11 protein-coding genes are annotated in these 11,340 nt (G+C 54.0%); 6 read left to right on the top strand and 5 right to left on the bottom strand.

The genetic code is table 11. From position 1 onward, the window contains the following. The 4 genes from JCM12296_RS27980 to JCM12296_RS27960 form a co-directional block, all read right to left on the bottom strand. The coding region (locus tag JCM12296_RS27980; protein WP_157067960.1) for a toll/interleukin-1 receptor domain-containing protein at positions 1–1,015 on the bottom strand (1,015 nt) is incomplete at its 3' end. A gap of 83 nt (positions 1,016–1,098) precedes the next feature. Further along, complete coding sequence (locus JCM12296_RS27975; protein WP_054699992.1) at positions 1,099–1,524, bottom strand: GNAT family N-acetyltransferase; 426 nt, start codon at positions 1,522–1,524, stop codon at positions 1,099–1,101. Between the two features lie 933 nt (positions 1,525–2,457). Then, complete coding sequence (locus tag JCM12296_RS27965) at positions 2,458–3,309, bottom strand: hypothetical protein (RefSeq protein ID WP_157067959.1); 852 nt, start codon at positions 3,307–3,309, stop codon at positions 2,458–2,460. Positions 3,310–3,551: 242 nt separating this feature from the next. Beyond that, positions 3,552–3,833: a hypothetical protein gene (locus tag JCM12296_RS27960; RefSeq protein ID WP_054699986.1), complete on the bottom strand. Its 282-nt coding sequence runs from the start codon at positions 3,831–3,833 to the stop codon at positions 3,552–3,554. Positions 3,834–4,403: 570 nt separating this feature from the next. Here JCM12296_RS27960 and JCM12296_RS27955 point away from each other — a divergent pair. The 6 genes from JCM12296_RS27955 to JCM12296_RS39040 all read left to right on the top strand — a co-directional run bounded on the left by JCM12296_RS27955 (position 4,404) and on the right by JCM12296_RS39040 (position 9,573). Then, entirely contained in the window at positions 4,404–4,763 is a 360-nt protein-coding gene (locus tag JCM12296_RS27955) for a MerR family transcriptional regulator (RefSeq protein ID WP_054699985.1), read from the top strand. A gap of 89 nt (positions 4,764–4,852) precedes the next feature. Next, entirely contained in the window at positions 4,853–5,224 is a 372-nt protein-coding gene (locus tag JCM12296_RS27950; protein ID WP_054699983.1) for a carboxymuconolactone decarboxylase family protein, read from the top strand. 30 nt (positions 5,225–5,254) lie between these two features. Then, entirely contained in the window at positions 5,255–6,184 is a 930-nt protein-coding gene (locus JCM12296_RS27945; RefSeq protein WP_054699981.1) for a TIR domain-containing protein, read from the top strand. Continuing rightward, complete coding sequence (locus JCM12296_RS27940; protein ID WP_054699979.1) at positions 6,171–6,752, top strand: hypothetical protein; 582 nt, start codon at positions 6,171–6,173, stop codon at positions 6,750–6,752. Before JCM12296_RS27945 ends, JCM12296_RS27940 begins: the two co-directional genes overlap by 14 nt. A gap of 255 nt (positions 6,753–7,007) precedes the next feature. Next, entirely contained in the window at positions 7,008–9,440 is a 2,433-nt protein-coding gene (gene cydB / locus JCM12296_RS48285) for a cytochrome d ubiquinol oxidase subunit II (protein WP_281492179.1), read from the top strand. After that, positions 9,424–9,573 carry a hypothetical protein gene (locus JCM12296_RS39040; protein ID WP_157067958.1) on the top strand — a complete coding sequence of 50 codons (150 nt, stop codon included), beginning with the start codon at positions 9,424–9,426 and terminating at the stop codon, positions 9,571–9,573. The genes cydB and JCM12296_RS39040 overlap by 17 nt, the downstream gene beginning before the upstream one ends. A 33-nt stretch (positions 9,574–9,606) precedes the next feature. Here the strand turns inward: JCM12296_RS39040 and JCM12296_RS27930 are convergent, their stop codons facing one another. Further along, complete coding sequence (locus JCM12296_RS27930; protein WP_083456588.1) at positions 9,607–11,082, bottom strand: TolC family protein; 1,476 nt, start codon at positions 11,080–11,082, stop codon at positions 9,607–9,609. Positions 11,083–11,340 lie beyond the last annotated feature (258 nt).

Raw genomic sequence — 11,340 nt, 5'->3', positions numbered from 1 at the left:
GTGGAGCGAGCGGCCCACGCGCGAGGCGTGACTGCATCTCGCGCACGCGCTTTGCGGCGACCTTTGCCGCCTCAGCTTCTTGGTGATGGGTGCCGTCGACAAACGCGGCGAGGTAGGTGTCGAAGTCGTCTATCGTACCAGAGGCGTGCGCCGCTTTCCACGCCGCATCGTCAAGGCGGGCGAGCTTCAGGCGAGCGGCGTTTGCGATTGGATGCCAGTGGTTGTTAACCAGAAAGGTGCGCACCTCATCGGGGGTATCGGCGGTGCTCAGGAGGCGTTCCCTGCGCTGACCGTCGAGAACATAGCCTACACCTAACAGAGAGACAAGCAGAACCGTGACGGCGATCACAACGAAGCGGGTCGGCAACGAACGACCAGCGCGCAGGCCGCGAGCCTTTACCAGTTCTCGCGAGCGCGCCTCCTGCATCTTCCGCCGACGAGCACGTTCCTGGGCTTCGAGCTTCTCACGCGCAATCCGTTCCGCGGCACCCTCCCCTTCGAGGAGCGCAATCCGTGCCCAGACGTCGCCCACTAGCGGATCATCCCCGTTGGCATTCGCCCAAGTGCGCAGTGTGGCGATTGTCGTTTCAGGAGATTGGAGGGTCGGATAGTCAGCAAGGCCCGGGCGACCAACCAGTTGTCCGAGGCGCTCTATAACCTTCAACCACGCCGGTGCATCCTCTTGTCCCGCCCAGGTCGTTAGGTCCTCGGCATGGGTGAGGTTGAACGGCGGAATGAGTTGGGTGGGCTCGAGGAAGCAGGCGACGAGTTTGCCCTGCTGATGAGCTATCGTTGCCTCGCCGCGTACCCATTCAGAATCGATCGCGCTCGGCGTCCAACAGGTGAGGACCGCCTTTGCCGTCTCGAGTTGTGTGGCGATCTCCTCATCAAAGGCTCCCCCCGGCTTGAGTTGCGAATCAAACCAAACGTCGAATCGAAGCTCAGTTAGCTTCTCTGCGATGATGGCTACCGCATCTCGCTCGGTACGCTGATAACTGATAAAAATATCGGCCATTCGTTAATCCATTATACGAGAACGAGCGTAGACCCCTGGCAAGAGATGAATGCTGGGGACTATGCTAGTGGTTCGATGCTCCATTATTCCAGATATCCCTTCGCTCTGGACATATCAGGATTTGGGAATAAACCCATTCCAGTTTTTAATTTACCGAAACCCAATTTACGGTAAAATTCTTGTTTCCCCGGTGCAACGAAAATCAACACGGGACCACTTTTCGGTAATTTCTCCAAAAGTGATTCCATAATTAATTTGCCAACACCTTGATTCTGAAACTCAGGTAATACGACCACATCATATATGGCTGATTGATATTGACCATCTGATATGGCGCGCCCAAAACCAATGATTTTCTGGCCAGTAAACGCAGAACAGACAGTATGGCTATTTTCTGCTGCTATCTTTAACTTCTCAGGCTCACGCGTACCGAGGGGCGCAAGTCTGAATATTTCGCACAATGCCATCCAATCGATATTTTCAGTTCCGTATTTGATGGTGATATTCATCGTCATAAACCAGCAAATGGATGTGATTGGATGTCACTACATAATTGAGAATGACCAGGCCGTATCGTTTTTTCGCTTCGAAAAGCCACTGCAACCAACGATGGCGATCTTTGACATACTTGAGCAAGAGTTCTCTCTTATGACATCGGTGGGTGATATCCAAATATGCCCTGGTATGTAATGCCGATGTGCCCGTGCCACTGGATTCCTTCTATATCGCCTTTTTAGATGCCCCAAAAGGCGATATTGCCCTATAAAATGAGCCTATTTTTAAAATATATGTTATTTATTCTGTTAGTTATCTTGGTGCGACCCCATTTTGCACATTTTGCCCACTCTGCCAAACCGTTACTTCTTCGAACGGGGACTATTCCTGCCTGCTCAATAACCTTCCTGATCAGCCGAACCGCCTTGGTACGCGATCCGTATGCCGGGTGGTGTGGGAGGGGGTAGTCGTGAGGCTACTCCTTATCCCGATAGCATTTATAAATTATTAATATTGTTTATTTGTTCGCTTTATGTATTTTGAAATATTTACTTTATGAGTACGAAACGCCCAGAAAAAAATTACCAAAACGATCCAAAATAAAAGAAAAAAGAACCATATGAATCCGACATTATTTTGATAAAAATTTGAATCATTAAATATCCATTCAGTAATGAATTCGATTGGAGCAGCAACCATGCAAAATGGTATAAAAATCAAAATAAAAGCAAGAAAAAGACAGAAAATACAAGCTCCAATGAACGATATACCTTTTATTGGCAACCAGATTAACGAGATCATAAAGCCAAGTATCGGTATGTCTTCTAAATACTTTTCATAAGCTTTATCAAAAGCTTGAAGCAAAGATGTAATAATAAAATAAATTGAACTAAACTATTCATGATTGATTTTATTTAAGCAAACGTAATTTCGCGCATGCGAGCCCATTAAAATAGAACTAAAATTGATAAAAAACTTAATACCGCATTATACGTACAAACTGCTAACGGACTGATCATTAGCAGACAGGGCAATGCTGATAACCAGTCTGCTAAGGCCGCCCCGCCCTGGCTGTCTAATGCATTAGATGGTTCGGCCATAACCCTAATTCTGTAAGCACCTTTATGTGATCTGGGTTCTTTTTTGGCCAAGTTTTTTATTGTTTCTTTGTATGCTTTTTGAAATCCTTCAACATCAATCGTAAATGAAGATCCATCTTTAAATTCATTGTCTAACATTTTCGAAAGACATTGAATTACCAATAGGGACAAATGCATAAATGCATGAAGGTGAAAATCTTGAACAATGTCTTGATCAAAATAGTCAACTTTATACAAGAATTTTTCTTCGTTTATGGGGTCTAAGCTTGAATGACGCATATAGTAGCCTTCATTAAGATGCATGAAATCGTCATTGATCCGAGAAAGAACAGCTCTTATTTCCTTTGATAAAGGCAGGTTTTTTGATTCAAGTTTAGATCCGGAATATTCACGAGCATATTCCTTCCGATTTTTGTCGCGGTTCATCCACAAATCACAGTATTTTCTGTCCTCACTCCATTTTCCCATAATGAGAGCTGATTCTAAAGCTGGTCTCAAAATAACCCAGCCTTGATAACTTTGGGCAGCAGAAAATGCTTCGAAAGAGTTACGCAATTGACGTTGTAGTAACCCAATCAACGGGATAAAACTCACAAGAGTTTTGCCCGAAGGTAATCGTCGTTTCGCAAGGGATACAATTAAGGCTGAACAGTAATCATCTGTTTTAAGGAAATCTAATAAAATATTGGGATACTTCAACAGAAATATCTCACGATTTGCCGCAATTGTACGCCTATAGTCAATAAATGAATGTTGATTTATGTTCATTATCATCTTGACGTTTATAACTTTGTTTAAAGCCGAACGCTTGCTTCACCGGCCGGGCGGATGGCCAGTAAAATGGTTCAAAAAACTTTAAGATAGACGAAAGAACGACCTTTCCTAAAAATGCCTGGACCCGCCCGGTCGAGTGTGAAAGCAGTGGTTCTGTCACTATCAATTTAATAATATCTTAAATAAATATAAAGTGCTGCGGTCAAAGGACCAAACACTAAACTGAACAAGATTGAGAGAAAAATATTCATATTCTTCAATACAATGACAAGCAAGCCTGTTGGAACCGCCAATAAAAGAAGTTCAAGTTTAGCATCATTAATAAAACTGAAATCGTATCTTTCTTGGTGAATTTTTACCGTTGCCATTAAAATCACCGACATTGATAGCAACGAGAAAATGTATCCAATTAAAAATCTTTTAAACTTTATTGCCTTGTCAATCTTCATCGGTTTCTTCAAAGTCTTTACTTGGACAGAACATGGATTAGACGACCGAACAGTCGCCTTATTTTACGCCTCATTCGCCTGCCGAAAGGATTTCGTCAGGCAAGTGAGGCCAATAATACCCCGGATTCAGGATTTATTGGCCTCGTCAGACCAGCGAAAAACGGACATTACGAAACAATAAACTGGCGACATGAACAGATGTTCACTTGGCGGTTCTGCCAAGCATTCATCAACACTGGTGGAAAAAGGAGCGATGGGACACTTATGACTATCGTCACTTGCGGATTAAGTCAAACGGATAAATTCAAATTCAAAACCACGCCAGGTTGATCCTTTGCCAGGCGGCGGCCTACCTGTTATAAGAGGTAGGGTGGTCGATCAGGATAGCAAGAAATTATTGGAAAGATCGGGAAAACAGCGATAGCATGGACAAAAATCTTCAGATGCTGAAGCTGGCCGCCAGAGGGTGTGATGTGTTCTATACATGCTCGGCGTGCTGTTGATGAAAATTCGTGCCCTATTGGCCGGCCAAGGATGCGACCGGATGCAAGTTGAAGTCAGGAAACGTGGATGAACATCAAAGCCGTTTCCCAAACCACGGGATTGAGCGCCCATACCCTGCGCTACTATGAAAAAATCGGGTTGATCATGCATGTGCCGCGGGATGCAAAGGGCCACCGGGACTATTCCGCACAGGATGTCGCCTGGTTGGAATTCCTCAAGCGTCTCAAGGCGACCGGCATGGCCCTCGCTGACATGAAAACCTATGCCGAACTGCGCTACCGGGGTGACCGCACCATCGATGCCCGTTTGGCCCTGCTTGATCGCCATCATCAAAAAATAATTCAACATATCAATATGTTGAATGAAAATAAACAAAAGATCGAAGAGAAGATCGAAATCTATCAAAGCTGGAAGAAAAGTTCTTGACTTAGAGTTAACTCCAAGTCGTAGGGTGATGAATGTCAAGCAGCACTTGTGCTTGAGCATTTTTTACTCTAACCTTGGAGGTCTTCGAAATGGAGTCGACACGTTACCAAAACGGACTGGAAACCCTTAACGCCATTACCGCTTCCACGGGTGCGGCCGTGGTAGAGGGCCTGCGGGACATCGCCCCCGACCTGGCGGACTGGATCATTGAATTCGCCTACGGCGATGTCTTCTCCCGGCAGGATCTGGATTTGAGAACCCGGCAACTGGCCACGGTTGCCGCGCTGACCGCCATGGGAACGGCAGCGGCGCAGTTGAAGGTTCACATCGCCGGGGCGCTGAATGTCGGTTGCAGCCGCGACGAAATCATCGCGGTAATCCTGCAGATGGCCGTTTACGCCGGATTTCCGGCGGCCATCAACGGTGTTGCGGCGGCGCGGGAGGCTTTCGGGCACCGCTGAATCATCACGCCAAAAGGGAGGCCTTGTCGCATGGCCGCCATTTTTCTCTCCTATCGTCGCATGGACAGCCCCCAGGCCTGTCGGATTTACGATTGGCTGGCCCGGCGCTTTGGTGAGGATGATGTCTTCATGGACGTGGCCGCCATTCCGGTGGCTGTCAGTTATATCGACGTCATCCGCCAGGCGATCGTTGAGAGCCGGGTCATGCTGGTTCTGATCGGCGCGCGGTGGCTGGAGGGACTCGAGGCCGAAGACGACCCGGTGCGCCTCGAGGTGGAGGCGGCGCTTTCAGCCAAGGTGCCGCTCCTGCCGGTGCTGATCGGTGGCACCCCCATGCCGGATCCCACGCAGCTACCCGCCTCGATGCAGTCCCTGGCCTTTCAGAATGCCGTGACCGTGGGGGTTTCCCACGATTTTCATACCCATATGCAGGCCTTGTTGCCCATGATCGAATCGATCCTGGGGCGTCTGGCCGGTCCGAGCCGGGTGATGGCGGATCCTGACGTGATCCATCGGGCCTGCGAATCCGTGATTCAATTTTTAAAGACCGCCTATGCCAGGGATCGGGCGGATGAGCTGAATGTGGTTTGGGAAGTGGTCGGGCCGCGGGACTTCGCCCAGACCGGCCAGGTCGCCGTGACCCTTTTCCTGCACCGCGTGGTGCGTCTGGAAGCCCTGCTCGAGCTTCATTTCGTGCTTTCCTTCTGGGGGTTCTTCGCCGTCAGCGACCACCGGCTGGCCGGCTGGGTGATCCACCAACTGGAGCGGCGACCGCTGATTCCGCTGATTTCCACCGGAGCGGGGGAAGCGGAGTTTACCGGAGAATTGAAGATTCGCCCCAGCCATGAGGATCCCCGGCAGATCTGGACCCTGATCACCAAGGAGCCGTTGCGCCTTTCCCTGGGCTATATCGGGACCATCAATCCTCTACTACAAGGAGCTTTGCATGCGTATCACTAAAGCAATTTGGAACTATTTCGGGCAAACCCAACCCGTCTTCACCCGGGTCCTGCACCTGGCCATCCTTTTGTTGACCATCAGCCAGCTGATCACCAGCGATTTTGTCGATATCGAAGCGGCCAACCTCACGGGCGGAGGCCTGGTTTTGGGGTTGGGTACCTGGGCACACGTTGCCCCCGGGCTGATCCTGGTGGTGATCACCTCGGTTTTTACATTGATCGTTCTGGTTCGACATGGCCTGAAATACTTTTTCCCCTACGTGTGGGGCGAGTTCTCACCGCTTACGGCGGATGTGAAGCAGCTCGTGGCTTTCAAACTGCCGGATATCGCACCCGGCGGGATAGCCGCCATCGTCCAGGGATTGGGATTGGGGGCCATGGCCCTGACCCTGGCGTCCGGCCTGATGTGGTTTCTGCTGATGCGCACCGGATCCGGCATGGCCCATACGGCCATTGAAGCCCATGAAACCTTCACCGGCCTGGTGGTCGCCTATCTCATCGGTCACGGCGGCATCGGAATTTTGCACATGATCCCGTGGATACGCGGCAACATGAAGTCGAACCGGTGATCGGTCCGGCAACCGCATTTGGAACCTATTCTACAAAATAATGGTCGCAGGCTCCTACAACAAACGACGATAAATATTGACATCACAGGAAAATGTAGGAGCGGGCCTTGCCCGCGAAAATAGAAATCGATCCAAATGCGATGGCCCTGGGACCCGGTGTCGTTCAGCTTGCACTTTAGCCGGTCAGCTTTTATTATGGAAGTGTTCGTTTGATCCCTTCCATTGTCAACCCATTCAAATCATCGAGGACCGTTTATGTCTCCCCACCTTGATCCCGTATTCCTGGCCCGCGCCCAGTTTGCCTTTACCGTTGCCTATCATATTACGTTTCCCTCTTTCACCATCGGCCTGGTCAGTTGGCTGGCCGTCGTGGAGTGGCGTTGGCTCAAGACCGGGAATCCCCTGTACGAGCAGATTTACCGCATGTGGGTCAAAATCTTCGCCATCGCCTTCGGCATGGGCGTGGTCACCGGGGTGGTGCTTTCCTATGAGTTTGGCACCAACTGGTCCGTCTTCGCCGACAAGGCGGGCAATTTGATAGGGCCGCTTCTGGGCTACGAGGTGCTGACGGCCTTTTTCCTCGAAGCCTCGTTTCTGGGCATCATGCTTTTCGGCTGGAACCGCGTGAGCAAACGCATGCATTTTGCGGCAACCCTCATCGTGGCGGTGGGAACGCTGATTTCGGCCTTCTGGATTCTCGCGGCCAACAGTTGGATGCAGACTCCGGCCGGTTTCCGCGAGGCTGCCGACGGGACGCTTTTTGCCACCGACTGGCTGGCGGTGATCTTCAATCCGTCCTTTCCCTACCGGTTCATCCATATGGTGACCGGCGCCTACCTGACCACGGCGTTCGTGGTGGGCGGCATCGGCGGGTACTACCTGTGGCGCGGCCTGCATGAGCGGCACGCGCGCATCATGCTGGGCATGGCCATGATCATGGCCATCTTCGTGGCCCCCCTGCAACTGCTTTTCGGCGACATGCACGGCCTGAACACCTTTGAACATCAACCGGTAAAGGTCGCCGCCATGGAGGGCATCTGGAACACCGAGCGCGGTGCCGCTCTGCGCCTGTTCGCCTGGCCGGATCAGCTCGCCGAATGCAACCGGTTCGAAGTCAAGATTCCCAAACTCTCCAGCCTTATTCTCACCCACAGCCTCGATGGTGAGGTCAGGGGGCTGAAAAACTGGGCGCGGGCCGACCGCCCACCGGTGGCCATGGTGTTCTGGACTTTCCGGATCATGGTGGGGCTGGGCATGTTGATGATCGCCACGGGCCTGGTGGCCCTGGTGCTGTACATTCGCCGGGAACTGTTCACTACGCGCTGGTTCCACCTATGGTGCACGGCCATGACGCCGGCCGGCTTCGTGGCCGTCGTTTCCGGCTGGTTCGTTACCGAGGTCGGACGGCAGCCCTTTATCGTCTATCAGGTGATGCGGACGTCGGAGACGATTTCACCCGTTGTCGGCGGGGCCGTGGCCACGTCGTTGACCGCCTTTGTACTGACCTATGGGCTGCTGTTCACCGCGGCGGCCTATTATATTCTCACCATTATCGGCAAGGGACCGGACAGCGCGTCCATGGAGGACGACGCCTATGGCAGCCACGGCGTGAAGAAGCCGCCCCTGGTGACGGACATGGCGCCCAGACAGGAGGAAAAGATGTTTAGTTTCGAGAATTCTCTGAATTTGCCGCTTATCTGGTATGTGCTGATCGCCACGTCCATCCTCATGTACATCCTCTTGGACGGCTTCGACCTGGGGATGGGCATTCTTTTTCCCTTTGCGCCGACAGACCAGTGCCGGGACCGCATGATGAACTCGGTGGCCCCTTTTTGGGACGGCAACGAAACCTGGCTGGTGATGGGGGGCGGTGGCCTGTTCGCCGCCTTTCCCCTGGCCTACGCCATTCTCATGCCGGCTTTCTACATTCCCATTATTCTCATGCTGCTGGGCCTGATTTTCCGGGGCGTGGCCTTCGAGTTCCGGTTCAAGGCCACGGGACGCTCCCAACGGATCTGGGATTTTTCGTTTCACGGCGGCTCCCTGGTGGCCACCTTCATGCAGGGGATGGTCCTGGGGACCTTCGTGCATGGCATCCATGTGGATGGACGCCATTTTGCCGGCGGCCCGCTCGACTGGCTGACCCCCTTCAGCCTCATGACCGGCGTGGCCCTGGTCACCGGGTACAGCCTGCTGGGCGCCACCTGGACGATCATGAAAACCGAGGGTGAGACCCAGGCCTGGGCCAGGCGATGTGCCCGCTACCTGATGGTTGTCGTGGCGCTTTTCATGGGGCTGGTGAGCCTGACCATGCCGCTGATGAACGCCGCCATCAAACAGATCTGGTTCAGCCTGCCCAATTTCTATTTCCTGCAGCCCATGCCGGTCCTGTCGGTGATCTTTTTCATCCTCCTATGGCGGGACCTGCGTGGCGGCGTGCGGGAATACCGACCCTTTTTGTTGACCCTGGGCATTTTTTTGATGAACTACATCGGCATCGGGGTGAGCACCTGGCCCTGGCTGGTCCCTTTCAAGGTCACCTTCCGGCATGCCGCCGCCGCGCCCGAGTCCCAGTCCATGCTGCTGGTGGGGACCGTTATTTTGCTGCCGATCATCCTGGCCTACACGGGTTACTGCTTCTGGGTGTTCCGGGGCAAGGCGTCCCACGAGCATGATGCGGCCTACTAAGCGGCGATTTGAAAAGCCCATCTCCGAAAAACAGCGCCAGTGGCTCTGGTTCGTGGCGCTCTTTTTCGGCGGCATGGCCGGCATGCTGGTGCTGGCCGGCCTGGTGCGGGTGATGATCGGAATGGGGCGTTAGCCAAACCGGATCCGCTTCCGCCCCGAGGGCATGTCAGTTGGTTTCAGCGCGCCTGGTTCCGGCCGGGCCGGTCCAGTGGCCGATGGCCCGGGCGATCTGGGCGCGGGCCTTCTCGCGATCGAAATAGGCCGTGGTTTCGCGAATGCGGGCCTGGTTGTAGGCCAGTTCGGCCTCCAGGTAGCGGGTGATGTTGGCGGCACCGCCTTCGTATTGGCGCTTGACCAACCGGAAGGTTTCATCGGCGGTCTTGACATTGGATGTGGCCACCTTGAGGCGCTTTTCGGCTTCATCGAGATTGAAATACGACCGCTTGACGTCGAACTTGACCGCCAGAAGCGCCTTGCGGTCCCCGGCCATGGCCTCCTGCAGTTGGGCCAGGGCCTCCTTGCGTTCGTTGTGCGTGGCGAATCCGTCGAAGATCTTCCAGCTGAGGTAGAGGCCGGCGGTCCAGTTGTCCCGCTCGGTGCTGTACTTCATCGCCGGGTCGTCCACATAGTAGCGGGTCATGAAGTCCAGCCGGGGCAGATAGCCGGCCCGGGCGGCATCCAGGGCCATGCGCGATTGACGCAGCTTCTCCCGGGCACTGGCCAGCTCGGGCCGATGGAGTAGGGCGTATCCCTCGGCAGAAGCCGGGTCCTGCGGAATCTGGACGGCATAGGCCGGATCCTCGGCGATGGCGAAGGGCATGTCCGGTTCGACGCCGAGGAGTTCGGCCAGGGCGGCCTGGGCCAGGCGATGGCGGTTGCGGCTCTGCAGCAGCAGCTCCTCGGATTCGGCCATGCGGACCTGCAGGGAAAGCAAGTCGGTTTTCAAGGCTGCTCCCGAACGATAGCGCACATCCATGATATCCAGCTGGGACTGGGTCGTGTTGAGGGCCTCCTGGGCCACGCGGGTGTATTTGGCGGCGGCCAGGATGTTGTAGTAGGTTCCGATGGCGGTGGCCATCACCTGATTCTTGATGCCGTTGCGGTCCAGTTCGGAGAGGGTGACCCCTGTTTTGGCGATTTCCCGGTTGAGGGTGTCACGGCCGCCGTTAAAGAGGTTAATGCCCAGGCTGGCACCGCTTTCATAATTCTCGAACCATCCCGGATGGTTGAAGTCGACGGTGGCTTGCGGCAGTTTGCGTTGGTCGATGGCTTTAAAAAGATAGGCTGACGGGGCGTCGCCCTGCGTGTATTCGGTGGTGAGCGTCACCTGGGGGTAGAAAGGCGCGGCCGATTTGGCCAGCGTGGCCCGGGCGCGCTCGATGCGGGCCGCGGCCATCAACAGGTCCGGATTGTTGGTCTGGGCGATATCGAGCACTTCCGCCAGGGTCAGGCGGCGGTCGATGCGGCAGGCCGAAGCGGCGGCCGCTTGATCAGCGGACGTCTTGCTCAGGTGGCAGGCGTAGCCGGCATAATCCTGATGGATGGTTTCGTAGCGATAGGTGTTTTTGGATGCGCACCCGGTGCATGCGACACCTCCCAGAAAGAGGCCGGTGAGAACCCACAGCATCGAATTTCTCGTCATTTGCTTCCCCTCATTGCGTATAGATGTGACAGATTTTTTCTGCCAGGCGGCTTAAAGCGCACGCTTATTCAAACACGATGATTCCTCAGAGATGGTCCAGCGCTGCCCGGGCCAGATCGGCCACCATGACCTCGGTGATCCGCATTTCCCGGTAGAGCCGCAGGGGGGCCGTGTCGGTGAGGCAGGCCGTCAGGCGGGGCCGCATGTCGGCGGTGACGATGGGCGTCGCCGCCCAGATGGCCGTGCCGCGCAAGTGGG

Source organism: Desulfosarcina cetonica JCM 12296, assembly GCF_001311845.1.
GTDB lineage: Bacteria > Desulfobacterota > Desulfobacteria > Desulfobacterales > Desulfosarcinaceae > Desulfosarcina > Desulfosarcina cetonica.
This window is presented reverse-complemented; position numbering and strand designations above follow the sequence as displayed.

Bases quoted from the DNA above. Each gene is read 5' to 3' on its own strand.
- cydB (WP_281492179.1), top strand. From the start codon at position 7,008: ATGTCTCCCCACCTTGATCCCGTATTCCTGGCCCGCGCCCAGTTTGCC.
- JCM12296_RS27940 (WP_054699979.1), top strand. From the start codon at position 6,171: ATGCGTATCACTAAAGCAATTTGGAACTATTTCGGGCAAACCCAACCC.
- JCM12296_RS27960 (WP_054699986.1), bottom strand. From the start codon at position 3,833: ATGAAGATTGACAAGGCAATAAAGTTTAAAAGATTTTTAATTGGATAC.
- JCM12296_RS27950 (WP_054699983.1), top strand. From the start codon at position 4,853: ATGGAGTCGACACGTTACCAAAACGGACTGGAAACCCTTAACGCCATT.
- JCM12296_RS27975 (WP_054699992.1), bottom strand. From the start codon at position 1,524: ATGAATATCACCATCAAATACGGAACTGAAAATATCGATTGGATGGCA.
- JCM12296_RS27955 (WP_054699985.1), top strand. From the start codon at position 4,404: ATGAACATCAAAGCCGTTTCCCAAACCACGGGATTGAGCGCCCATACC.
- JCM12296_RS39040 (WP_157067958.1), top strand. From the start codon at position 9,424: ATGATGCGGCCTACTAAGCGGCGATTTGAAAAGCCCATCTCCGAAAAA.
- JCM12296_RS27930 (WP_083456588.1), bottom strand. From the start codon at position 11,082: ATGACGAGAAATTCGATGCTGTGGGTTCTCACCGGCCTCTTTCTGGGA.
- JCM12296_RS27945 (WP_054699981.1), top strand. From the start codon at position 5,255: ATGGCCGCCATTTTTCTCTCCTATCGTCGCATGGACAGCCCCCAGGCC.